Here is a 24,351-nt window from a genome sequence, read left to right as displayed (position 1 = left end):
ACTGTCGTGTCACCTTGGGGGTTGATCCGACGGGGAGGCGACGCGGCATGAACGGCGCACGATCGGTGAACGGGGGAGCGGGGCGGGTGGTTCCGGCACGCGGGGAGGCTCCTGGCAAGGGTGAGAAACTCGCCGACTGGGCCGACGGCCGGCTCGGGTTATACGCGTTGGCGAAGGCCAACATGCGCAAGGTCTTTCCGGACCACTGGTCCTTCATGCTGGGCGAGGTCTGCCTGTACAGCTTCCTCGTCCTGATCCTCACCGGGATCTACCTCACGCTGTTCTTCGAACCGAGCGGTGTCGAGGTCGTCTACAACGGCACGTACGAGCCCCTCAACGGCGTCATCATGACGCGGGCGTACGAGTCGACGCTCGACATCAGCTTCGATGTGCGCGGCGGGCTGCTGATCCGGCAGATCCACCACTGGGCGGCACTGGTCTTCGTCACCGGCATGCTCGTGCACATGATGCGGGTGTTCTTCACCGGCGCGTTCCGCAAGCCCCGCGAACTGAACTGGATGTTCGGCTGGACCCTGCTGTTCCTCGGCATCCTGACCGGCCTGACCGGCTACTCGCTCCCCGACGACCTGCTGTCCGGCACCGGCGTCCGCTTCGCGCAGGGCGCCATCCTGTCCGTCCCGATCGTCGGGACGTACCTGTCCTTCTTCCTCTTCGGCGGGGAGTTCCCCGGGCACGACATCATTCCGAGGTTCTTCCCGATCCATGTGCTGCTGCTGCCGGGGATCATGCTGGGCCTGGTGGTCGCGCATCTGATCCTGGTCTTCTACCACAAGCACACGCAGTACCCCGGGCCCGGCCGCGACGAGAAGTCGGTGGTCGGCATGCCCTTCCTGCCGGTCTACATGGCCAAGGCGGGCGGCTTCTTCTTCCTGGTCTTCGGCGTTCTGACGATCATCGGCGGCATCGCCAGCATCAACCCCGTGTGGGCCTTCGGCCCGTATCGCCCGGACCTGGTGACCACGGGCGCCCAGCCCGACTGGTACCTGGGCTTCTCCGAGGGACTGATCCGGGTGATGCCGGGATGGGAGATCAACGCCTGGGGCCACACCCTGCAACTGGGCGTCTTCATCCCCTTCTCCCTCTTCCCGCTGATCCTGCTCGCCATCGGCCTGTACCCGTTCATCGAGGCATGGGTCACCGGCGACCGACGCGAGCACCACATCCTGGACCGGCCGCGCAACGTGCCCGTGCGCACCGGCCTGGGAGTGGCCTGGCTGAGCCTGTACGCGGTGCTGCTGATCGGCGGCGGCAACGACATCGTCGCCACCCATCTGCATCTGTCCATCAACGCGATCACCTGGTTCGTACGGGTGTCGGTGTTCGTGGTGCCGGTGCTCGCCTACCTCGTCACCCATCGCGTCTGTCTCGGTCTGCAGCGCCGGGACCGGGAGAAGGTGCTGCACGGCAGGGAGACCGGCACCATCAAGCGCCTGCCGCACGGCGAGTACGTCGAGGTCCACGAACCCCTCTCGCAGGGGCAGCTGTTCACCCTCACCCAGCACGAACAGCCACAGGCGTACGAGATCGGGCCGCTCGTGGACGAGAACGGGGTACGCCGGCAGGTGAAGGTATCCCAGCGGGTGCGGGCCCGGCTGGCGCGGGCGATGTTCGGCCCGGAGACCCGGGTGGAGAAGCCGACGGTGGAGGAGTACCGGGAGGTCACCAGCGGCGATCACCACCACTGAGGGCGATCACCGGCACCGAGGACGGTGGCCCGGCACTCGTCGGGGCTGCCCCAGGCGGCCCGCAGGGCGCGGGCCTTGGTCAGCCACAGCGACAGGTCGTACTCGGCGGTGTAGCCGATCGCGCCGTGCAGCTGGAGAGCCGTCCGGGCGGTGGCGTACGCCGCCTCGCACGCCGTGACCTTCGCGGCGGCGATGTCCTGCCCGGTCATGGTCAGCGCGGCACCGAAAACCAGGGGCCGCGCGAACTCCAGGGCGATCCTGGCGTCCGCCAGCTGGTGTTTGACGGCCTGGAACGAGCCGATCGCAACACCGAACTGGGTGCGCTGCCTGACGTACGCGACGGTCTGGTCGAGCAGCGCGAGGCCGACGCCCAGGGCCTGGGCGGCCGTGGTCAGCCGGGCGATCTGGACGGCCCGCGTCATGGCCGCGGTGACCTGCGGCCCGGTGGCGAGGAGGTCCCCGCCCGGCGGGAGGGGGAAGAGCCGGCGCGCGGGGTCGAGGCAGGGACGCGGGGGACCCGGCGCGGGGGCCAGCCTCAGCTCGGTGGCGGACGGCGCCGCTCGGGTCGCAGCCGCGGCGCCCTCCGGTTCCCGCACGCTCAGCCGTACGTCCGCCGCGTCCGCGTCCAGCGCGTATCCGCCGTGGGTCACGGTGGCCACCGACTCGCCCGCGGCCAGGGCGGGCAGCAGGCGCTTGGCCGGGCCCGGGTCGTCCAGCGCCGCCAGCAGCGTCGCCGCCGTCACCGTCTCCACCAGCGGCCCCGGCACCGCGTGCCGCCCCAACTCCACGAAGGCGACGGCGAGTTCCACGGGACGCGGCCCCATCCCCTGGTACGCCTCCGGGACCGCCAGGGCGAAGACGCCCACCTCGGCGAGACGGGACCACAGCGCGCGTCCGCCGGTGTGCTCCCCGCGGCTCCAGTCCCGTGCCACGGCCGGGGTGTCGGCGGCCGTCAGCAGGGCGGTCAGGGAGTCGGCGAAGGCACGCTGCTCGGTGGTCGGGAGGAACCGCATCACCGGCGTCCCTTCGGCAGGCCCAGCAGGCGTTCGGCGATGATGTCCCGCTGGATCTCGTTGGTGCCGGCGTAGATGGGGCCGGCGAGGGCGAACACATACCGCTCGGCCCACTCGGTGTCGGCCGCCTCGCCCGCCGCGCCCAGCAGGTCGAGGGCCGTCTCGGTGAGCGCGATGTCGTACTGCGACCAGAACACCTTGTTCAGGCTGGACTCCGGACCGAGCGACGCTCCGTCGAGGTGCCGGGAGGCGGCGGCGTAGGTGAACAGCTGGTAGGCGCGGGCGCCGATCAGGGCGTCCGCCACCCGATGCCGCACGGTATCCGGGCTGCCCCGGTCCCGCCACAGCGCGTACAGCCGGTCGGCGCCCGCCAGGAAACGGCCGGGGGAGCGGAGCGTGAGCCCGCGCTCGTTGCCCGCCGTCGACATCGCCACCCGCCAGCCCTGACCGGGTTCGCCGATCACGTCCTGGTCCGGCACGAACACCTCGTCCAGGAACAGTTCGGCGAAGGCGGGTCGGCCGTCGAGGCGGCGGATGGGGCGGACGGTGACACCGGGCGCCCGCAGGTCGAACATCACGTAGGTCAGGCCCTGATGCGGCTTGGCCGGCTCCGGGTCGCTGCGGAACAGGCCGAACGCGCGGTCGGCGAACGCCGCCCGCGAGGACCAGGTCTTCTGGCCGCTCAGCAGCCAGCCTCCGGCGGTGCGGACGGCCCTGGAGCGCAGGGACGCCAGATCCGAGCCCGCCTCCGGCTCCGACCAGGCCTGCGCCCAGACCACCTCACCGGTGGCCATCGGCGGCAGCACACGCGCGCGCTGGTCCTCGGTGCCGTGGTCGAAGAGGGTCGGCGCGAGCAGACTGACGCCGTTCTGACCGACCCGGCCCGGCGCGCCCGCGGCGTAGTACTCCTCCTCGAAGAGCAGCCAGCGGACCAGGCCCGTGTCCCGCCCGCCGTAGCGCGCCGGCCAGTCGACCACCGACCAGCGGTCCGCGGCGAGTTCCGCCTCCCACGCGCGGTGCGCGGCGAAGCCCTCCTCCGTCTCCAGGGAGGGCAGCGGAGCGGACGGTACATGGGCCCCCAGCCAGGCGCGGGCCTCGGCCCTGAAGGCCTCTTCTTCCTGCGTGAAGGCGAGATCCATCGGCGGCAGCCCTTCGACGGCACTTCCCTAACAAGTGTTTGGTAGGTTAGCGTGGCTCCATGACAGGCGTCGAGACTCCGGAGTACGTGCCCGGGCACGGGCTGCTGAGCGGACGTACGGCCGTCATCACGGCCGCCGCGGGCGCCGGGATCGGCGGCGCGACCGCCCGCCGCTTCCTGGAAGAAGGCGCGCGAGTACTGATCAGCGACACGCACACACGGCGACTCAAGGAGTACCAGGCCCGGCTGGCCGAGGAGTTCGGCGCGGACCTGGTGTCCGCGGTGCCGTGCGACGTCACCGACGAGGGGCAGGTGCGGGAGCTGTTCGACCAGGCCGTACGGGAACACGGCCGACTGGACGTGGTGGTCAACAACGCCGGCCTCGGCGGGACCTCCGCCCTGGTGGAGATGACTGACGAGCAGTGGTCGCGGGTCCTGGACGTGACGTTGAACGGCACGTTCCGATGCACCAGAGCAGCGCTGAGACGGATGAGGGACACCGGCGGCGTGATCGTCAACAACGCCTCCGTCGTCGGCTGGCGCGCCCAGGCCGGACAGGCGCACTACGCCGCCGCGAAGGCGGGCGTGATGGCGCTGACCAGGTGCGCGGCGATCGAGGCGGCCGAGTTCGGGGTCCGTGTCAACGCCGTCTCGCCCAGCCTCGCCATGCACCCCCACCTGGTGAAGGTGACATCCCCCGACCTGCTGGAGGAGCTGACCGCACGCGAGGCCTTCGGGCGGTACGCCGAGCCCTGGGAGGTGGCCAACGTGATCGTGTTCCTGGCGTCGGGCTACTCCTCGTACCTGACCGGAGAGGTCGTCTCCGTCAGCAGCCAGCACGCCTGACGAGCGAAGCAGACCACAATGGAACCGTGCCGACCAAGAAGAAGCCCCAGGTGACCGCCGTCCGGAAACCCGCGGCGGCCGCCGCCGGGGCCCGCCGTCGCGAACTCCTCGACACCGCCGCCGAGGTCTTCGCCGACCAGGGCTACAACGCCACCACCGTGCGCAAGATCGCAGACCACGCGGGCATGCTCGCGGGCAGCCTCTATTACCACTTCGACTCCAAGGAATCGATGCTGGAGGAGATCCTGCGGACCTTCCTCGACGAGCTCTGGGACGGCTACGACGCCGTCCTGGGCGCCCAGCTCGGCCCCCGCGAGACCCTCGAAGCGCTGGTCACCGAGTCGTTCCGGGAAATAGACCGGCATCGCGCCGCCGTCGCGATCTACCAGAAGGAGAGCAAGCAACTCGTCGCGCAGGAGCGGTTCGCGTTCCTCGCCGAGTCGCAGCGCAGGTTCGAGACGGCGTGGCTGTCGACGCTGGAGCGCGGGGTCGCCGCCGAGGTGTTCCGGTCCGACCTCGACGTCCGCCTCACCTACCGGTTCGTGCGCGACACCGTGTGGGTCGCCGCGTCCTGGTACCGGCCCGGGGGACAGCACAGCCCGGAGGAGATCGCCCGGCAGTACCTGTCGATGGTGCTGGACGGGATCGCCGTACGCGCATAGCCCTTTCGTCCGTCCTTTCCTGTGAGGGAGTTGCCATGGCCGAGGCCTACATCGTCGAAGCGGTCCGTACGCCTGTCGGGCGGCGCGGGGGAGGACTGAGCGGAGTCCACCCGGCCGACCTGGGGGCGCATGTGCTCAAGGAGCTGGTGGCCCGGGCCGACGTCGACCCGGCCGCCGTGGAGGACGTCGTGTTCGGCTGCCTCGACGCCGTGGGCCCGCAGGCCGGGGACATCGCCCGGACCTGCTGGCTGGCGGCCGGGCTGCCCGAGGAGGTGCCCGGGGTGACGGTGGACCGGCAGTGCGGTTCCTCGCAGCAGGCCGTGCACTTCGCCGCGCAGGGCGTGCTGTCCGGGACGCAGGACCTGGTCGTCGCGGGCGGTGTGCAGAACATGTCGCAGATCCCGATCGCCTACGCGACCCGGCAGGCCGCCGAGCCGCTCGGCTTCACCCAGGGCCCGTTCGCCGGCAGCGAGGGCTGGCGGGCCCGGTACGGGGACCGGGCGGTGAACCAGTTCGCCGGCGCCGAGATGATCGCCGCGAAGTGGGGCATCAGCCGACAGGACCAGGAGGAGTTCGCGCTGCGTTCCCACCGGCGGGCACTGGCGGCGATCGACGAGGGCCGGTTCGAGAGGGAGATCGTGCTGTACGGCCAGGTCACCGTCGACGAGGGGCCGCGCCGGGACACCTCCCTGGAGAAGATGGCCGGGCTGAAGCCGGTCATCGACGGCGGCACCATCACCGCGGCCTGCTCCTCGCAGGTCTCCGACGGGTCGGCGGCCATGCTGCTGGCCTCGGACCGGGCGGTGCGTGAACACGGGCTGCGGCCCCGGGCGCGCGTGCACCACCTGTCCGTGCGCGGCGAGGACCCGATCCGCATGCTGAGCGCGCCGATCCCGGCCACCGCGCACGCCCTGAAGAAGACCGGCCTGTCGATCGACGACATCGACCTCGTCGAGATCAACGAGGCCTTCGCGCCGGTCGTGCTGGCCTGGCTGAAGGAGACCGGCGCGGACCCGGGGAAGGTCAACGTCAACGGCGGTGCGATCGCTCTCGGGCATCCGTTGGGTGCGACGGGCGTCAAGCTCATGACGACCCTGCTGCACGAACTGGAGCGCACCGGCGGCCGGTTCGGCCTCCAGACGATGTGCGAGGGCGGCGGACAGGCCAACGTGACGATCATCGAGAGGCTGTGAGGGCGTTCAGGGGGAGGCCGCGAGTCTTTCCCTGACCTGCTCGGCCTCCTTCATGATCCGCTCCACCAGTTCCGCGCACGACGGCAGGTCGTCGATCACCCCGGCGACCTGCCCGGACGCCATGACACCGAGATCCGTACGGCCGTCGACCATCGCGGACTTCAGCAGCATCGGCGTGTTCGCGGCGAGCAGCACCTGGCTCCAGGACAGCTCCTTGCCGTGCTTCATGGCGAGGCCGTCACGGACCAGCTGCGGCCAGGTGAGACCGGAGAGCCTGCGGAAGGCCGCCGCGTGCCGGACCGCGTGCAGCAGCCCCCGCGCGCGACCCGAACGCTCCAGAGAGTCCACCAGATCCGTGCGCAGCATGCGGTGCGGAAGGCCGTCCACCGCACGCGTGACCGTGACGTCCTTCACCGTCGCCGCCTGATAGCGCGCCTTCACCGCGTCCGGCACCGTCGAGTCCGAGGTCAGCAGGAACCGGGTGCCCATCGCGACCCCCGCCGCCCCGTAGGCCAGCGCCGCGACCAGCCCCCGTCCGTCGAAGAAGCCCCCGGCCGCCACCACCGGGATGCCCACGGCGTCCACCACCTGCGGCAGCAGCACCGTCGACGCCACCTCACCGGTGTGCCCGCCGCCCTCCCCGCCCTGTACGACCACCGCGTCCGCGCCCCACGCCGCGACCTTCTCCGCGTGCCTGCGCGCCCCCACGGACGGGATGACGACGACGCCGGCCTCCTTCAGCTGAGCGATCAGCTCCCGCGAGGGCGCCAGCGCGAACGACGCCACCCGCACCCCCTCCTCGACGACGATCCGTACCCGGTCCCCGGCGTCCGCGGCGTCCGCGCGCAGATTCACCCCGAACGGCGCGTCCGTACGGGACTTCACCTCCCGGACCGCCTCCCGAAGCCCGTCCACCGTCATCGTCGCCGAGCCCAGGATGCCGAGCGCCCCCGCCTGAGCGACCGCGCTCACCAGCCGCGGCCCGGCGACCCAGCCCATCCCGGTCTGCACGACCGGATGCCGCACCCCGGTCAGCCGGGTCAGTGCCGTGTCCATCAGGCCGCGACCTCCAGGGCCCGGGTGTTCCCCGGATCGATCACCTCGCGGATCAGCGCCAGTTCCCCGGGCGTCGGTTCACGGGTGTACGGCACCTCGTCCGGGACGGTCAGCTCGAAGCCGGTGGCCTCGCTGACCTGGTCCACGGTGACGTCGGGGTGCAGCGACGCCAGTCGCATCGAGTGGTCGGGGGTGGCGAAGTCGAAGACGCCCAGGTCGGAGACGACCCGGGGGACACGGTGGTAGCGCGCCGTTCCCGGATGGTCGGCGGCGTGGTCGTAGCCCACCCCGCACACCATGTCGACGCGCTCGACGAAGACCCGTCGGGAGTGTCTCGGGATCCAGTAACTGGTCGGGTTGTTCAGGGTGTTGACCGACGCGCCGCGCACCCCGAGCAGCTGCCGGGTGGGGCGGCCCCAGTCGCCTATGCAGGAGATGTTCTGGTTGCCGTACCGGTCGATCTGGCTCGCGCCCATCATCACGTGCCGTCTGCCCCCGGTGACCAGGGTGAGGTGCTGCCGGTAGGGCAGCCAGCCCTCGACGGTGCCGTCCGGGCCGACGAGCATCGCCTCGCCGTCGGTCAGCAACAGGTCCGGCGCGAAGGTGCGGCGGGCCAGCCGGGCACCGATGGACGGGATCACGCCCATCGGGCTCGCCAGGATCTCACCGGCTTCCCGCCAGGCCTCCGCGCAGGCGATCACGCAGTACTCGGCGCGGCTGATGGTGCTCATGCCTCCTCCTTTTCGGCCCCGGCGGCCCCGGCGGCCCCGGCGGCCCCGGCGGCCCCGGCGGCCCCGGCGGCCCCGGCGGCCCCGGCGGCCCTGACGGCCGACTGGTAGGCCTGCTCGTCCCCGTCGAGGAACCGCGCCGCGAACTGCGCCCACGGCGTGGTCGCGTACCGCTTCTGGAACGCCTCGTCGCGGCCGTAGTCGGGGGCGCAGGACGTGAAGTGGGCGCCGTTCGGGGCCTCGACCACGCCGGTGACCGTGTGGCGTTTGACCAGCAGGGTCTGCGGCGCGCCCGTCTTCGTCAGGTCGGCCGTGTCCACCAGCCGCTCGCAGGACACGTACGCGGCGTCCGCCGCCTCGCAGAACAGGTCGTCGAAGTACGGGTCCGGGCCCAGGTACTGGCCGTTGCCCTGCCGGTCCGCGCGGCTCATGTGCACCAGGGCGGCGTCCATCCTGAGCGCCGGCACCGCCACTAACGTCTCGTGGTCGTCGTACGGCGACGTCACCGTCCGCAGACCGGGGTTGACCCGCATCACGTCCGAGCCGATACCGGCCCGCACCGGCAGGAAGGGCAGCCGGTTCGCGGCCGCCTGCAGGCCCCACAGGAACATCGCCTCGTCGATCTCCGTCAGGTCGAGCAGGCCGCGCTCGCGGGCCGCTCGGTAGTGCGGTTCGAGAGGGATCGAGTCGAGGGTGACGAAGGCGGTGACCAGCTTGCGGATCCGTCCGGCGGCGGCCAGCATGCCGACGTCGGGACCGCCGTACGAGACGACGGTGAGGTCGGTGACGTCCGACCGGAGCAGCGCCCTGACCAGGGCCATCGGCTTGCGCCGGGAGCCCCACCCGCCGATGCCGAGGGTCATGCCGCTGGTGAGGCGGGAGACGGCCTCGTCGGCGGTCATCGTCTTGTCGCTCACCTACGCACCTTCCTTCCGGAAGTTGTCGCGGACGCGGTCGGCCACGCCGCTGAGGTTGGCCTCGAAGGTGAATCCCTGCTCGAAGCGGTAGCTGCGCCGCACGTCCACGGGGTCGATACCGTTGATGGCCGCCTTCGCCATACGCAGCAGCCGGCCGTCCTTCGCGGCGATCTCGCCCGCCAACTCCAGGGAGGCCACGGGAAGTTGATCGCCCGGTACCACCCGCCACACCGAGCCGTGCGCGTGCAGCTCGGCCGCGGTCGCCGTGCGGGAGGTGTAGTACAGCGCCCGCATCAGGTGCTGGGGGACCAGCCGGGACAGGTGGGTGGCCGCGCCGAGCGCCCCCCGGTCCAGCTCGGGCAGCCCGAAGGTGGCGTCCTCGCTGGCCACGATCGCGTCCGCGTTGCCCACCAGGCCGATGCCGCCGCCCAGGCAGAAGCCCTGCACCGCCGCCACCACCGGCACCTCGCACTCGTACACGGCCGCGAAGGCCTCCGCGCAGCCGGAGTTGGCGCCGAGCAGCGCGCTGTGCCCGCGGGACTGGATCTCCTTGATGTCCACGCCCGCGTTGAAGCCGCGCCCCTTGGCCGCCAGCACCACGCACCGCACCTGCGGCTCGCGGCCGGCCGCGCGCACGGCGTCGGCCAGAGCGAACCAGCCGTGCACCGGCAACGCGTTCACCGGGGGGAAGTCGACCGTGACGACGGCGATGCCGGTGTTTCCGGTGTTTCCGGGTTCTTTTTCCAGGAACGAGGTGGAGACACCCATGGGCGCATCAGCTACCTTTCCACCAAACGTTTGTTAGGTGAAGGGTAGCGGCGAATGGACCTGGACGGGAAGGTCGTGGTCGTCACCGGCGGGACCCGCGGTGTCGGTGCCGGGATCGCGCGGTCCTTCGTGGGGGCGGGGGCCGAGGTGATCGTCTGTGCGCGCAGACCACCGGACGTTCCCCTCCCGAAGACGGAGTTCGTGGCGTTGGACGTACGGGACGGTGACTGCGTACGGCGTTTCTTCGCCGGGCTGCCCCGGGTGGATGTCCTCGTCAACAACGCGGGCGGCGCCCCCTACCGCCTGCTCACCCAGGCCGAGCCCGAACGGCACGTGCGGGTCCTGGAGTTGAACCTCCTCGCGCCGCTGACGGTGTCTCTGGCCGCGTACGGCCACCTCAAGCGGGTCAGGGGGTCGATCGTGATGACCGGCAGTGTCAGCGGCGGCCGTCCCTCGCCCGGCACCGCCGCGTACGGGGCGGCCAAGGCGGGGCTGGAGAACCTCGCCCGCTCGATGGCCGTCGAGTGGGCGCCGGACATCCGCGTCAACACCCTCGTCGTCGGCATGGTCCGTACCGAGCGGTCACCTCTGCACTACGGGGACGACGAGGGCGTCGCGGCCGTCTCCCGCACGGTCCCCCTCGGGCGCCTGGCCGAGCCGTCGGACGTGGGAGCGGCGGCGGTCTTCCTCGCCTCGGACGCCGCCGCCTACATCAGCGGGGCGAGCCTGCTCGTCCACGGTGGCGGGGAGCGGCCCGCCTTTCTGGACGCGGCAACCGTCAACAAGGAGACGTGAGATGAGCGGACTGTGTGACGGACGGGTCGTCGTCGTCACCGGCGCGGGCCGCGGACTCGGCCGCGCCCACGCGTTGGCGTTCGCCGCCGAGGGCGCCCGGCTCGTCGTCAACGACCTCGGCGTCGGCCTCGACGGCGCGCCGGGCGCCGGCAACCCTGCCGAGCAGGTGGCGGCGGAGATCCGCGCGGCGGGCGGTGAGGCGGTCGCGCACGGCGGCGACATCGCCGTGAGCGAGGGGGCGGCGTCCCTGGTGGCGACCGCCGTGGAGACGTACGGCCGTCTGGACACCCTCGTCAACAACGCCGGTTTCCTGCGTGACCGGATGCTGGTCAACTTGGACGAGGACGACTGGGACGCCGTCCTGCGGGTCCATCTGAAGGGACACTTCCTGCCCCTGAAACACGCCGCCGCACACTGGCGTGCCGAGACCAAGGCGGGCCGCACACCCGAGGCGCGGATCGTCAACACCAGTAGCGGAGCGGGGCTGTTGGGCTCGCTCGGGCAGGGGAACTACAGCGCGGCGAAGGCCGGGATCATCGGGCTGACCCTGGTGGCCGCGGCGGAGCTTCGGCGCTACGGCGTCCAGGTCAACGCCATCGCGCCTGCGGCCCGGACCCGGATGACGGAACGTACGTTCGCCGAGACCATGGCCGCGCCTGCTGTCGGCTTCGACGCCATGGCCCCGGAGAACGTCTCTCCGCTGGTCGTGTGGCTGGGCTCGTCGGCGAGCGTCGGTGTCACTGGGCGGGTCTTCGAGGCGGAGGGCGGGCGGATCGCGGTGATGGAGGGCTGGCGGGCGGGGCCCAGGGTTGACAAGGGCACGCGGTGGAGGCCGGGGGAGGTGGGGGAGGCGGTGCTGAAGCTGTTGGGGGAGGCGGAGGTGCCGGGAATCGTGTACGGGGCTTGAGCGGGTACTCGGGCCGACCGTGCGGGTGGGGTCGGGGCCGCGTCGGGGGGTGTCCGTCCTCGGAACGTCGCGGAATCGGTCGGTTACCAACTTGACGGTGTTGACGCGACAACCGCTGCGGGCGGACACCCCCCGACACGTCCCCTTGCCGCCGTGTCCGGGTGCGGGAGTCCCGGGGGAGAGGGACCCTCCGACGCGTCCCCTTGCCGCCGTGCGCGGGCGCGGGAGCGTGGGGCCTATGTGTCGCATTCCAGGACGGTTCGGCACAGTGCGCAGCGCGCTCTTACTCTTCCGCGTACGGGGATCCGGATGCGTTGATGGCAGGTCGGGCAGGGGAAGGAGACCCGCAGGCCGGTGCCGTCGGGGGTGAAGGAGTAGGGGACGCCGGGGTGTGGGGCGGGGGCGTGGCGTCGGTCGCGGGCGTAGCGTCGGCGGCCCGCCCAGCCTGCGGCAGTCAGCGGTGGAGTCTGTTCGTCCTGCCGGGCCAGTGACATGCCCCGCACATACGCTGTGTAGGCCTGCGGGCTGGTGAACCACACCGAGGGGTCCTCGCCGAAGACGAGGGCGCGCTTGGCGAGGACGTAACCGAACTCCTCCGGGGTGAGGTACCCCAGCTTCTGTGACGACGCCGCGTCCTGACGGAACGCGTCGAGGAGCAGCCAGCCGGCGCCGAGGTAGGTCGCCGCCGTGTCCGTGAGGATCTCGTTGTCCCGGGTGCCGGGGAACGACAGGTCGAGGCGGTGCAGATAGACGTGCATCACCTCGTGCGCCAGGGCCGCGCCGATGTCCCGGCGGTGGGTGCGGAACCGGTCGTTCAGCTCGACGAAGTACTCCGGCCCGGCGGTGAGTTCGACGTTCGCAGCGTGCCGCATCTCGCGGAAGCTCACCACCAGCCGCGCGTCCGGCAGGCGGTAGTGCCGCACCAGCTCGCGGGCCACCCGCTGCGCCCCCAGATACAGGTCGTCGGTGTCGCCGAAGGCCACGTCGGCGGGGACCACGCTGGTCGCGAACGTCTGCACGGTGTCGTACGACAAACGTTTGTACAAAGCGTTGATGGCGGCCCGCACTGTCTCCAGGTGCGGGTAGCCGTGCTCGACCGGTCCGTCGTTCGCCACGCCCGTACCCCCAAGACGCCCTGAACTTGATTCCACTCTACGGGGACACGGTCGGAACCTCTCCGGTCGGTCTGTGTGCCCTGAGGGCGGGTGCGGGTGCGGGTGCGGGGGCGAGGGGGAGGGGGAGGGGGCGGGTGCGTGCAGCAGCCGGACTCGACCCCTGGCGGTGATCACGTCCATGGGTGAAGATCGTCGCTGCTTGGATGAAGCGGAGAACACGAAACCGGGAGGGCCGCGGATGTACCACACCTGGATGCGGTTCCTCACGCCCGGCCCCGCCCACCACCGCCTCGGCCTCGTCTGCCTCGGCGTCGGCCTCCAGCACGGCGCCCTGCCCACCGTCGGCCCCCGCACCCTCGACCACCACGTCGCCGTCGTCATCAGCACCGGCACCGGCTGGTACCTGAGCCCCGACGGCCGCCGTACGACCGTCACAGCGCCCGCGTTGCTGTGGCTCACCCCAGGCGTCCCACACCACTACGCACCCGACCCGGGCGGCTGGGACGAGGGCTTCGTCGACTTCACCGGCCCCGCCACCGCCACGTACACCGAACTCGGCTACATCGAGCCCGACCGCCCCGTGGTGCCCCTGACGGACACCGCAGCCCCACGCGGTGTGGTCGCCCGCATCGCCCGCGCCGCCCGCCGCGACAACCCCCTCCTGGAAGTGGAGACCGGGGCCGCCGTCCACGAACTCCTCGTCGCCCTGCGTCGCGCCCGCGCCGACCTCACCCCCGACGGCGACCAGGTCCTCAAGGCCCTCGCCCGCGACGCCTGCCTGCCGCTGTCGGTCGCCGACCACGCCACCCGGCACGGCATGACCCCCGCCGAACTGCGCACCGCCGTCCGCCGCGGCGCCGGCTGCAGCCCCAAGGACTACCTCCTCGGCATCCGGCTCGGCCGCGCCAAGGAACTCCTCGCCGCCACCGAACTGCCCGTCGCGGCCGTCGCCCGCCGCGTCGGATACGACGACCCCGCCTACTTCTCCCGCCTGTTCACCCGCCGCGTCGGCATGGCCCCCGTCCGCTTCCGCGCCCAGCAGGGCCGCACCGTCCCCGGCGGCTGGAGCAACCAGGTCCCCGACCCCGACGATCCACCCATGATCGAACGCCCGCACGCCCCGTAATGTGGTCGCCCATGACCACCAGCAACACCCCGGCCGGCGACGTCGACCCCGCCGTCCGCGAGGAACTCGCCCGGCTGCGCGACAGCATCGACAACATCGACGCCGCCGTCGTCCACATGCTCGCCGAACGCTTCAAATGCACCCAACAGGTCGGCCACCTCAAGGCACGCCACCAACTCCCGCCCGCCGACCCGGCCCGCGAGGCCCGCCAGATCGAACGACTGCGCACCCTCGCCGAGAACGCGAAACTCGACCCGGCGTTCGCCGAGAAGTTCCTCAACTTCATCATCGCCGAGGTGATCAGACACCACGAGAGCATCGCCGAGGACACCGTGAACGGCTCGACACGGTAGGCGAACCGCCCTCCATCTCGAACAGGCCTCGAACGGACCCCGGTGGGCGCCCCCGAGGACGTGACACGAGGGCCACCGAGCGGCATGCTGCGCTGTGCACTCCTTGTCAGCTGACGAGTACTCCCCGTCAGCTCATCGGACATAAGCTGGTCTGTCCACGAGGGAGGGACGCCGGACCATGCCGTCGGATGCCAGGATCCTCATCGTCGACGACCACGAGGACACCCTGTACGCGCTGGAGAGCGCCCTGGCCCCCCTGGGCTACCTGCTGGGCCGCGCCACCAGCGGCGACGAGGCACTCAAGCAGGTACTGCGGGGCCAGGTCGGCCTCCTCCTGCTCGACGTGCGCATGCCCGGCGTCAGCGGCGTCGACGTCGTGCGCTACATGCGACGCCTCGAACAGACCCAGCACATCCCCGTCATCCTGCTCACCGGCTTCGGCCCGGACCACGAACTGACCTCCGCCGCCTTCGCACTCGGCGTCGCCGACCTCGTCATGAAACCCGTCGACCCCTGGGCGCTGCGCACCAAGGTCCGCTACCTCTTCGACACCCACCAACGCCACCTCGCCCTCGAACACGAGGTCCGCGAACTGCGCGCCCTCATCAAGGACCACACCGAAACCGAGGAAACCCCACCCCACCGCACCCCGCCCCACCCGAACACCAGGGTCCCGCTCCCGCGCGCACAAGGGGCGCACACCGGGGAGCTCGAACAGGACCGGACATAGGGCGCGTACCGATCCGCCTCTGTGCCATGCCATCACCATCAGGCAGCATGGCCACCATGTCCGTACTGACGCGCGACGAAGCGCAGACCCGTGCCCGGCTCATCGACGTCCACCGCTACACGATCGACCTCGATCTGACCGCCGGGGACGACACCTTCGACTCCCGCACCGTCATCAGGTTCACCGTTCGCGCCGACCAGGACGTCACGGACACCTTCGTCGAGGTCAAGCCCGCCGCACTGCGCTCCGTCACCCTCGACGGACAACCCCTCGACCCGGAAACCCTGGACGAGAACCGACTGCCCCTGAAGAACCTCACCCCCGGCGAACACGAACTGCGCGTCGACGCCGACATGCGCTACTCCCGCACCGGCGAAGGCATGCACCGCTTCACCGACCCCACCGACGGCGAGACCTACCTCTACACCCAGCTCTTCATGGACGACGTGCAGCGCGTCTTCGCCGCCTTCGACCAACCCGACCTCAAAGCCGTCTTCGACCTGTCGGTGAAGGCCCCCGAAGAATGGACCGTCCTCGCCAACGGCATCACCGAACACCTCGGCGAAGGCCGCTGGCAGGCCGCCCCCACCCCCCTCATCTCCACCTACCTCGTCGCCGTCGCCGCCGGCCCCTGGCACTCCGTACGCACCGAACACCGCGGCCTGCCCTTCGGCATCCACTGCCGCCGCTCCCTCGCCCCGTACCTGGACACCGACGCCGACGAAATCCTCGACATCACCCGCCAGTGCTACGACCGTTACCACGAGAAGTTCCAGGAGCCCTACCCCTTCGACTCCTACGACCAGGCGTTCGTCCCCGAATTCAACGCCGGCGCCATGGAGAACCCCGGACTGGTCACCTTCCGCGACGAGTTCGTCTACCGCTCCGCCGTCACCGAAACCGAACGCCAGACCCGCGCCATGGTCATCGCCCACGAGATGGCCCACATGTGGTTCGGCGACCTCGTCACCCTGCGCTGGTGGGACGACATCTGGCTCAACGAGTCCTTCGCCGAGTACATGGGCTACCAGACCCTCACCGAAGCCACCCGCTTCACCGACACCTGGACCGACTTCGGCGTCACCCGCAAAGCCTGGGGCTACGACGCCGACCAACGCCCCTCCACCCACCCCGTCGCCCCCGAGAACGTCGACGACACCGCCTCCGCCCTCCTCAACTTCGACGGCATCTCCTACGCCAAGGGCGCCTCCGCCCTCCGCCAACTCGTCACCTGGCTCGGCGAGAAGGACTTCCTGGCCGGCATCAACACCCACTTCACCCGCCACAAGTTCGCCAACGCCACCCTCGCCGACTTCATCGACTCCCTCGCCGCCCACACCGACCGCGACGTCCACGCCTGGGCCGACGCCTGGCTGCGCACCACCGGCGTCGACACCCTCACCCCGCACATCACCACCGACGGCGGCACCTGCACCCTCACCGTCAAACACACCGGCAGCCGCCCCCACCGCGTCGCCGTAGGCCTCTACGACCGCGACATCGCCGACGACGGCCACCACCTCGCCCTGCGTGAACGCCTCGACCTCGACATCCCGCAGACCCGAACCGCCGAACCCCACCCCATCGGCAAACGCCCGGCCCTGCTCCTCCTCAACGACGGCGACCTCACCTACGCCAAGATCCGCTTCGACACCGAGTCCTTCCGGACCGCCGGCGCCGCCCTCGCCGGCCTGCCCGAACCAGTCACCCGCGCGGTCGTGTGGAACGCCCTGAGGGACGCCGTCCGCGACGCCGAACTGCCGCCCACCGCCTACCTGGAAGCCGCCCGCACCCACCTCCCCCACGAGACGGACCTCGCCCTCGTCCAAGGCGTCCTCGCCTTCGCCTCCACCCAGATCACCGACCGCTACCTCACCCCCGAACAACGCCCCGCCGCCCTCGCCACCCTCACCGCCCTGTGCCGCGACCTCATCCGCCGCACCGAGGACGGCGACCACCCCGGCCTGCGCCTGATCGCCGTACGCCACCACATCGACGTCGCCGCCCACCCCGACACCATCGCCGCCTGGCTCGCCGACGGCACCGTGCCCGGAGGCCCGGAACTCGACCCCGAACTGCGCTGGCGCGTCCTCGCCCGACTCGCCGCCCTCGGCGCCACCGACGAAGCCGCCATCGCCGCCGAACTGGAACGCGACCCGAGCGCCACCGGCCAGGAAGGCGCCGCCCGCTGCCGCGCCGCACTGCCCGACCCGGACACCAAGGCCAAGGCCTGGGCGTCGATGTTCACCACCGACGACCTCTCCAACTACCTCTTCACCGCCACCGCCCAGGGCTTCTGGCAACCCGAACAGGCCGACCTGGTACACGAATACGTACCGCGCTACTTCCAGGACGCCGTCGCCGTCGCCGCCCGCCGCGGCCCCGCAATCGCCGACGCAGCCGGACGCTGGGCCTTCCCCACCCACGCCGTCGACACCGACACCCTGCAGCAGGGCCAGACCTGCCTGCGCGACACCGACCCCATCCCCGCCCTGCGCCGCAAACTCGCCGACCAACTCGACGACCTGGCAAGGGCGTTGCGCGTCCGAGGGGAGTAGTACCAGGGACGTAGGACACGGCTGGTCCCCGCGGACGATGCGCGGGGCCAAGCACGCTTCCTAGGCTCGCGGGGACCTGATCAACCCCCACCCCAGGAGAAAACCCGTGATCGCAGTGACCGGCGCCACCGGCAACGTGGGCCGCGCCCTCGTCCACCGTCTCCTCGCGGCCGGCCGGCCCGTACGGGCCCTCACCCGCGACCCCCAGCGAGCCGCCCTGCCCGAGCAGGCCGACACCGTCCGCTTCCAACTCGACGACCCCGAAGCCCTCTTCGACGGCGTCACCCGGCTCTTCCTCTACGCCCAGGCCGCCGGCGACACCACCGGCTTACTCCTCGACGCCGCCCGCCGGGCCGGCGTCCGCCACGTCGTCCTGCTGTCCTCCGGCATCATCCAGGACGGCGCCGACGAGACCCACCCCATCCACGTCATGCACGCCACCGTCGAACAACACATCCGCGACAGCGGCCTGACCTGGACCTTCCTACGCCCCAACGCGTTCTCCACCAACGCCTACCAGTGGGCCCCGCAGATCCGCACCGGCAACACCGTCCGCGGCGTCTTCGCCGACGGGCTGAGCGCCCCCATCCACGAGGACGACATCGCCGCCGTCGCCGCACACGCCCTCCTCGACGACGGCCACGAAGGCGCCACCCACCGCCTCACCGGCCCCGAAGCCCTCAGCAACGCCGAACAGGTCACCGCCCTCGGCCACGCCCTCGGCCGCACCCTCGACTTCGTCGAAGTCCCACCGGACCAGGCCGGACCCGACCTCTTCCCCCACGTCCCACCGCACCTGCTCGCCGGCCTGCTGAAGTCCTTCGCGGCCACCGTCGGCACACCCCCGGAGATCACCACCACCGTCGAACAGATCACCGGCACCCCGGCCCGCACCTTCGACACCTGGGCACACGACCACGCCGAACACTTCCGCGGCTGAAAACCCGACCAACACGTTCCCCCCGCACGGGAGTACCCCCGTTCGGGTCTGAATCGTTGAACTCCCCGGGCGCGCCCGGGCCACCGCGCTCAAGCTGGAACTCGCCTCGCCCAGCGCCCCGGAGGACAACGATCAGCACACCACCGCTCGCCTCAGGACCCGAAGGCCCCCACGCCCTGCGGCCACTGCTCCACACCGTCCTCGACGCCCTCCACTCCGGCACCCGCGCCCGCCAAGGCCCCCTCCCCGCCGGCGGACCGGGTGCCGTCGCCGCACGCCTACGCGACGCCGTCGGCGACATCCTCCCCACCCAAGGCGACCCCGACGCCCTACGACGCCTCGTCCACGCCCTCACCGAAGGCGCCGCCGACCCCGCCGACCCCCACTGCGCCGCCCACCTGCACTGCCCACCCCTCGCCGTCGCCACCGCCGCCGACCTCGCCGCGTCCGCCCTCAACCCGTCCCTCGACTCCTGGGACCAAGCCCCCGCCGCATCCGAACTGGAAAAGCTGGCGACCACCGCCCTCGCCCGAGAGACAGGCGCCACGGACGCCCTGGTCACCACCGGCGGCACCGAATCCAACCAACTCGCCCTCCTCCTCGCCCGCGAGACACACGGCCCCGGCGTCCGACTCGTCCACGGCGCCAACGCCCACCACTCACTGCCCCGCGCCGCCTGGCTCCTCGGCCTGCCCGAACCCGTCGTCGTCCCCGCCCCCGCCGGCACCCTCGACCCCGCCGCCCTCGACGAAGCCCTCACCACCGTCCCCGGGCCCCTGCTCGTCGCCGCCACCGCCGGCACCACCGACGCCGGACTCATCGACCCCCTCCCCGACATCGCCGCCCGCTGCGCCGCCCACCGCACCCGCCTCCACATCGACGCCGCCTACGGAGGAGGGCTCCTGTTCAGCGACCGGCACCGAACCAAACTCACCGGCCTCGAAGCCGCCGACACCATCACCCTCGACCTGCACAAACTCGGCTGGCAACCCATCCCCGCGGGCCTCCTCACCGTCAAGAACCCCCACGACCTCACCGCCCTGAACCACCACGCCGACTACCTCAACGCCGAAGACGACACCGAAACCGGCTACCCCGACCTCCTCGGCCGCTCCCTGCGCACCACCCGCCGACCCGACATCCTCAAGATCGCCGTCACCCTCAAAACCCTCGGCCGCACCGGCCTCGCCACCCTCGTCGACCAGGTCTGCGAGCACGCCCACACACTCGCCGACCTCATCCACGACCACCCCACCCTCGAACTCCACGACCGGCCCACCATCAGCACGGTCCTGTTCCGGCCCACCGGCGCCACCGACGACACCGTCGCCGGCATACGCAGACACCTGCTCCACCACGGCCGAGCCGTCCTCGGCCGCGCCCGCCTCGACGGCCGGCTCTGGCTCAAGGCCACCCTCCTCAACCCCCACACCCGGCCCGAAGACCTCACCGGGCTCCTGAAACTCGTGGAAGGAACCACCCCCCGATGACCCCGACGCCCCACCCCCCACACCACCAACCCGACGCACCCCGCGACCTCGTCGGCATCGGCATCGGCCCCAGCAACCTCTCCCTCGCCGCGCTCGCCCACCCCCTCCCCGACCTCGACACCGTCTTCTACGAACAGCGCCGCACCTTCGACTGGCACCCCGGCCTGCTCATCGACCACGCCACCGTCCAAGTCCCCTTCCTCGCCGACCTGGTGACCCTCGCCGACCCCGCCAACCCCTGGACCTTCCTCAACTACCTCAAAGCCCGCGACCGGCTCTACCCCTTCTACTTCGCCGAGCGCTTCCACATCCAACGCGCCGAATACGACGCCTACTGCCGCTGGGTGTCCGAGAACCTCCCCACACTGCACTTCGGCCACCAGGTCGACGCCGTCCGCTGGAACCCCGAACGCGACCTCTTCGAAGTCGACTACACCCAACTCGACACCGACGGGGAAGCCGAAGCCCTAGGCCGGACCTACACCAGAAACATCGTCCTCGGCATCGGCACCGAGCCCTACATCCCCGACCCACTCAAACCCCTCGTCGAGACACCCGGCGTACCCGTCCTCCACGCAGCCGACTACCTCACCCACCGCGACACCCTCCTCACCGCCGACCACGTCACCGTCATCGGCTCCGGACAGTCAGGCGCCGAAGTCTTCCTCGACCTGCTCCGCAACCGCCCCACCGGCCACGAAAAACTCCACTGGCTCGGCCGCACCGAAGCCTTCGCCCCCATGGAGTACTCCAAACTCGGCCTCGAACACTTCACCCCCGACTACACCCGCTACTTCCACGCCCTCCCCGAAATCGTCCGCGACCGACTCGTCACCACCCAATGGCAACTGCACAAAGCCATCGACGCCGACACCATCGCCGCCATCCACGAAGAGCTCTACCGCCGCACCCTGCACGGCGGCTGGCCCGACGCCGTCCTCACCCCCGGCGTCCACGTCCGCACCGCCGGCCGCATCGCCACCACTCAAATCGAACTCCACCTCGAACACACCCAGCAAAACACCCGCTCCCGCCTCACCACCGACGCCGTCGTCCTCGCCACCGGCTACCGCGAACGCCCCCTCGACCGCATCCTCGCCGGCCTCGACCCCTACCTACGCCGCGACAACCGCGAACGCCCCCGCATCGACGAACAGTTCCGCCTCGTCCTCGACCCCTCCGTCACCGGCGCCGCCTACGTCCAGAACGCCGAACGCCACACCCACGGCATCGGCACCCCCGACCTCGGCCTCGCCGCCTGGCGCAGCGCCACCATCCTCAACACCCTCACCCCCCAACAGCCCTACCCCCTGCCCACCCGCACCGCCTTCACCACCTTCGGCCTCCACCAACACCAACCCCAAGTGCCCCACGCACGCCAAGCCCCCCGAACCCTCACCCCCCTCATCGACGGCCGGTAAAACGGTAAAAAACAGAGGGACGACGGGAAAAACTCCCACCGTCCCTCACACACACGACCCGACACCCCACAAAACCGGGGCGCCGAAACTCAGAACACCGGCGTACCCTCCCGCGTCAACTTCCAGTCCACCGACGCGAAGTCCTTCGGATCCAGCACACCCTTAGCCGTCACCCACTCCGAGATCCGCGTCCGGATCTCCGTCGACTCCGACCACAACTCCTTCGCCGACGCCACATGCGGGAACGCACCACCACCATTGGCACGATAATTGTTCACCGCCAACACGAACTGCTGCGCATCATCCAACGCGGCACCACCGAACGACAGATTCCTGATCCGCGAACCCGACGCCTGGGCGATATCGATCTCGTACGACAACCCCGACACATAGTCGTAGTTGTAATCCGGACGACCCCCCGCGTTCGTCAGCTTCTCCACATCCACAGCCGCACCCGACGCCGTCTGCACGAAGTACTGCGCCGAGTACTCCAGATACGCCCTGACCTGCGCCCCCGTCATCAACTTCGCGACCAGCGTGTTGTCGTACACATACAGACTCGACAGATCCCGGATCGTCACCTCACCCGCCGGGATTTCAGACGTCCGCGAGAACGGCGACGCCTGCGCGATCACCGGCAACGACGCGTACTCCGTACCCGCCAACGCCGCCCTGACCACGTCCTCCTGCACCTTCGTGATCAAGTCGATGATCGGCGCGTCCTTGTACCGCGCCTCCACCGTCGTCAACGTCTCCGTCGCCGTACCGACCACCTGATTCACATACGCCACCACGACATCGTGATCAGCCTTCAACAACCTGGTGATCTCCGGATCGTCCGCCACCGAATTCGAGTTCAACACCGACGACTTCACCGACTCCACCGACCAGCGGCCTCTGTCGAAGACCAACTCGAAGTCGAACAGGGACAACCGCTCCGCATACGCCAACGGCTCCGACAGCACCACCGTCCTGCCCGTCTTCGTGTTGGTCACCTTCAACTCGGGAATCTCCACATGCGCGTGCCCCACCAGAATCGCGTCGATCCCCGGCACCTGCTGCGCCACCAGCGCCGCCGAATTCTCCACATACGGCAACTGGTCACCGTACGACGACGTACCCGACGACCCCGAATGCGCCGACACCACGACGACATCCGCACCCATCGACCGCAGTTTCGGCACCCACTTCGCCGCCTGCTCCTCAAGACCCGGGAACATCAACTTCCCCTGCACATACGCCTTGTCCCAGATCGCGATCCCCGGGTTCGTCAACCCCAGCACCGCCACCTTCACCGGCGGCGCACCCTTCACATGGAACTTCTTGATGAAGTACGGCGGAAACGCCGGCTTCAAGGTCTTCGCGTCCAGCGCGTTCGCCCCCAGCAGCGGAAAATCACACTGCTCCTCGAACTTGCGCAACGTCTCGATGCCGTAGTTGAACTCATGGTTGCCCAACGCCACCGCGTCATACCCGATCGCGTTCATCGCCGCCGCCATCGGATGCACCGGACCACCCTTGGCTGTGATCGGATCCACTTTCGCGTAGTAGTACGTGAGCGGCGTGCCCTGAATCGTGTCGCCCGCGTCCAGCAACAACGTGTTCCGACGGCCCTTCTCCGCACGCACCTGATTCACCAGCGTCGAGATCCGCGACAGACCCTGCGCGTTACCCGCCGCGTCCGCGTACTCCGCGTCCTTGAAGTAGTCCCAGTTGAAGACATGACCATGCAGGTCCGTCGTCCCCATCACCGTCAGCGCATACCGCTTCACCGGCCGATGCCCCTTCCCCGCCACCGCGGCCCGCGCGTCAGAGGCCTGAGCCACCGGAGCCGCCGCCCCCACCAACGCCACCCCCGCCCCGGTCACAGCGGACTTCTTCAGAAACTTACGGCGATTCAACGGCATGTCTCGATCCCCTCAGGCAACGGCCAACGCGCCACGGTCAACGACGCGCGTAGATTCTGACCCGCCCACGCCACAACGCAACAGCCCCCACAGGTTGCGATCCGATGACCAGCCACGCCCCCCGACCAAGAACCACCTGACAGAGTGGGACACATGACCACCCCGACACCCCACGACCCCCACCCCGCCGTCCCCTACGGCACCCCCGACGCCCCCCGCATCGCCGTCCGCGGCGAAGCCCACCTCGAAGTCGACCCCGAAATCGCCCGCATCAGCATCACCGTCGCCTCCCGCGGAAAAGACCGCCGCACCGCCCTCGACGACCTCACCCACCGCAACACCACCGCCCTCAACCTCCTCAAAAGCTACGGCGAAGCAGTCGAACGCATCGAAACCGGCACCTTCTCCATCACCCCCCAACTCAAAGAAGGCCGCGGCGAACGCATCCACGCCCACCACGGCCGCGTCCACATCACCGCCGAACTCACCGACTTCACCGCCCTCGGCGAACTCACCACCCGCCTCGCCGACCTCGATCTCACCCGCGTCGACGGCCCCTGGTGGGCCCTACGCCCCAACTCACCCGCCCACCGCACAGCACGACAACAAGCAGTACGAGAAGCCGTACAACGCGCCAGGGAATACGCCGAAGCACTCGGAACCACCCTCGCCGCCCTCGTCGAACTCGCCGACATCGGCGCCGAGAACACCCCACCCGCCTACCCCGCCGCACCCGGCGGCCGCATGCGCTCCATGGCCTACGGCGCCCCCGCAGACACAGCCGCCGCCCCCCTCGACCTCGAACCCCAACGCCAACACGTCCACGCCCAGGTCAACGCCCGATTCACCATGGCACCCCCACAGCTGTGAACCACCTGGTTCCGAGGGCGCAACCACAGCCATGACCGCACAAGAATTCGGCCACCGAATGCTCATCGGAGCATCCCTGCGCACAATTCAACACTTGTCAATAGCTCGTCAC

The 24,351-nt window shown here is 70.3% G+C and carries 22 protein-coding genes; 14 read left to right on the top strand and 8 right to left on the bottom strand.

The features are described from left to right. The first annotated feature begins 47 nt into the window (after positions 1-47). Positions 48-1,706: a cytochrome bc complex cytochrome b subunit gene (locus ABZ027_RS12020; RefSeq protein ID WP_356767043.1), complete on the top strand. Its 1,659-nt coding sequence runs from the start codon at positions 48-50 to the stop codon at positions 1,704-1,706. On the opposite strand, the gene ABZ027_RS12015 is transcribed toward ABZ027_RS12020, so the two are convergent. Next, positions 1,694-2,719: an acyl-CoA dehydrogenase family protein gene (locus ABZ027_RS12015; protein WP_356767041.1), complete on the bottom strand. Its 1,026-nt coding sequence runs from the start codon at positions 2,717-2,719 to the stop codon at positions 1,694-1,696. The genes ABZ027_RS12020 and ABZ027_RS12015 overlap by 13 nt on opposite strands. Continuing rightward, entirely contained in the window at positions 2,719-3,858 is a 1,140-nt protein-coding gene (locus tag ABZ027_RS12010; RefSeq protein WP_356767039.1) for an acyl-CoA dehydrogenase family protein, read from the bottom strand. The genes ABZ027_RS12015 and ABZ027_RS12010 overlap by 1 nt, the downstream gene beginning before the upstream one ends. A 59-nt stretch (positions 3,859-3,917) precedes the next feature. Between ABZ027_RS12010 and ABZ027_RS12005 the strand changes: the two genes are divergently transcribed. The 3 genes from ABZ027_RS12005 to ABZ027_RS11995 are packed head-to-tail and all read left to right on the top strand — an operon-like array spanning position 3,918 to position 6,558. After that, the gene (locus ABZ027_RS12005; protein ID WP_356767037.1) at positions 3,918-4,703 is read left to right on the top strand and encodes an SDR family oxidoreductase; all 786 of its coding nucleotides are present in this window, start codon (positions 3,918-3,920) and stop codon (positions 4,701-4,703) included. Between the two features lie 26 nt (positions 4,704-4,729). Continuing rightward, positions 4,730-5,365, top strand: coding sequence for a TetR/AcrR family transcriptional regulator (locus ABZ027_RS12000; protein ID WP_356767035.1), 636 nt, complete (start codon positions 4,730-4,732; stop codon positions 5,363-5,365). A 35-nt stretch (positions 5,366-5,400) separates the two neighbouring features. Beyond that, complete coding sequence (locus tag ABZ027_RS11995) at positions 5,401-6,558, top strand: acetyl-CoA C-acetyltransferase (RefSeq protein WP_356767033.1); 1,158 nt, start codon at positions 5,401-5,403, stop codon at positions 6,556-6,558. A gap of 6 nt (positions 6,559-6,564) precedes the next feature. Here the strand turns inward: ABZ027_RS11995 and ABZ027_RS11990 are convergent, their stop codons facing one another. Genes ABZ027_RS11990 through ABZ027_RS11975 form a run of 4 tightly spaced genes read right to left on the bottom strand, consistent with a single transcriptional unit; the run spans position 6,565 to position 10,027 of the window. Continuing rightward, positions 6,565-7,614, bottom strand: coding sequence for a nitronate monooxygenase (locus ABZ027_RS11990; RefSeq protein ID WP_356767031.1), 1,050 nt, complete (start codon positions 7,612-7,614; stop codon positions 6,565-6,567). Next, positions 7,614-8,345, bottom strand: coding sequence for a CoA-transferase (locus ABZ027_RS11985; protein WP_356767029.1), 732 nt, complete (start codon positions 8,343-8,345; stop codon positions 7,614-7,616). Before ABZ027_RS11985 ends, ABZ027_RS11990 begins: the two co-directional genes overlap by 1 nt. After that, entirely contained in the window at positions 8,342-9,259 is a 918-nt protein-coding gene (locus tag ABZ027_RS11980; RefSeq protein WP_356767027.1) for a CoA-transferase, read from the bottom strand. Before ABZ027_RS11980 ends, ABZ027_RS11985 begins: the two co-directional genes overlap by 4 nt. Beyond that, positions 9,260-10,027 carry an enoyl-CoA hydratase family protein gene (locus tag ABZ027_RS11975; RefSeq protein WP_356767025.1) on the bottom strand — a complete coding sequence of 256 codons (768 nt, stop codon included), beginning with the start codon at positions 10,025-10,027 and terminating at the stop codon, positions 9,260-9,262. It lies immediately after the preceding gene. A 54-nt stretch (positions 10,028-10,081) separates the two neighbouring features. Between ABZ027_RS11975 and ABZ027_RS11970 the strand changes: the two genes are divergently transcribed. Both ABZ027_RS11970 and ABZ027_RS11965 read left to right on the top strand, forming a co-directional pair. Beyond that, positions 10,082-10,822 carry an SDR family oxidoreductase gene (locus tag ABZ027_RS11970; RefSeq protein ID WP_356767023.1) on the top strand — a complete coding sequence of 247 codons (741 nt, stop codon included), beginning with the start codon at positions 10,082-10,084 and terminating at the stop codon, positions 10,820-10,822. A gap of 1 nt (position 10,823) precedes the next feature. Further along, on the top strand, positions 10,824-11,729 hold the full coding sequence (locus ABZ027_RS11965; RefSeq protein WP_356767021.1) for an SDR family oxidoreductase: 906 nt from the start codon (positions 10,824-10,826) through the stop codon (positions 11,727-11,729). 236 nt (positions 11,730-11,965) lie between these two features. Here ABZ027_RS11965 and ABZ027_RS11960 read toward each other — a convergent pair whose 3' ends face one another. Further along, positions 11,966-12,844 (bottom strand): hypothetical protein, encoded by an 879-nt coding sequence (locus ABZ027_RS11960; RefSeq protein WP_356767019.1) that lies wholly within the window; start codon positions 12,842-12,844, stop codon positions 11,966-11,968. Positions 12,845-13,082: 238 nt separating this feature from the next. Here ABZ027_RS11960 and ABZ027_RS11955 point away from each other — a divergent pair, with 238 nt between their 5' ends. From ABZ027_RS11955 to ABZ027_RS11925, 7 genes are all read left to right on the top strand, one after another. Further along, positions 13,083-13,970, top strand: coding sequence for an AraC family transcriptional regulator (locus ABZ027_RS11955; protein WP_356767017.1), 888 nt, complete (start codon positions 13,083-13,085; stop codon positions 13,968-13,970). An 11-nt stretch (positions 13,971-13,981) separates the two neighbouring features. Beyond that, complete coding sequence (locus tag ABZ027_RS11950) at positions 13,982-14,323, top strand: chorismate mutase (RefSeq protein WP_356767015.1); 342 nt, start codon at positions 13,982-13,984, stop codon at positions 14,321-14,323. Positions 14,324-14,501: 178 nt separating this feature from the next. Continuing rightward, the gene (locus ABZ027_RS11945) at positions 14,502-15,053 is read left to right on the top strand and encodes a response regulator (protein ID WP_356767013.1); all 552 of its coding nucleotides are present in this window, start codon (positions 14,502-14,504) and stop codon (positions 15,051-15,053) included. A gap of 56 nt (positions 15,054-15,109) precedes the next feature. Further along, complete coding sequence (gene pepN, locus ABZ027_RS11940; RefSeq protein ID WP_356767011.1) at positions 15,110-17,611, top strand: aminopeptidase N; 2,502 nt, start codon at positions 15,110-15,112, stop codon at positions 17,609-17,611. A 106-nt stretch (positions 17,612-17,717) separates the two neighbouring features. Then, complete coding sequence (locus tag ABZ027_RS11935; protein ID WP_356767009.1) at positions 17,718-18,551, top strand: NAD(P)H-binding protein; 834 nt, start codon at positions 17,718-17,720, stop codon at positions 18,549-18,551. A gap of 131 nt (positions 18,552-18,682) precedes the next feature. Then, positions 18,683-20,041, top strand: coding sequence for an aminotransferase class V-fold PLP-dependent enzyme (locus tag ABZ027_RS11930; RefSeq protein ID WP_356767250.1), 1,359 nt, complete (start codon positions 18,683-18,685; stop codon positions 20,039-20,041). Further along, entirely contained in the window at positions 20,038-21,462 is a 1,425-nt protein-coding gene (locus tag ABZ027_RS11925; RefSeq protein ID WP_356767008.1) for a SidA/IucD/PvdA family monooxygenase, read from the top strand. The genes ABZ027_RS11930 and ABZ027_RS11925 overlap by 4 nt, the downstream gene beginning before the upstream one ends. An 89-nt stretch (positions 21,463-21,551) precedes the next feature. Here the strand turns inward: ABZ027_RS11925 and ABZ027_RS11920 are convergent, their stop codons facing one another. Then, positions 21,552-23,369: a 5'-nucleotidase C-terminal domain-containing protein gene (locus ABZ027_RS11920; protein WP_356767006.1), complete on the bottom strand. Its 1,818-nt coding sequence runs from the start codon at positions 23,367-23,369 to the stop codon at positions 21,552-21,554. 153 nt (positions 23,370-23,522) lie between these two features. On the opposite strand from ABZ027_RS11920, the gene ABZ027_RS11915 reads away from it, so the two are divergent. Next, a complete protein-coding gene (locus tag ABZ027_RS11915) occupies positions 23,523-24,239 on the top strand; it encodes an SIMPL domain-containing protein (protein WP_356767004.1) in 717 nt (238 codons plus the stop codon). Positions 24,240-24,351: the final 112 nt, after the last annotated feature.

This window comes from Streptomyces sp. NPDC006332, from assembly GCF_040612855.1.
Taxonomy (GTDB): domain Bacteria; phylum Actinomycetota; class Actinomycetes; order Streptomycetales; family Streptomycetaceae; genus Streptomyces.
This window is presented reverse-complemented; position numbering and strand designations above follow the sequence as displayed.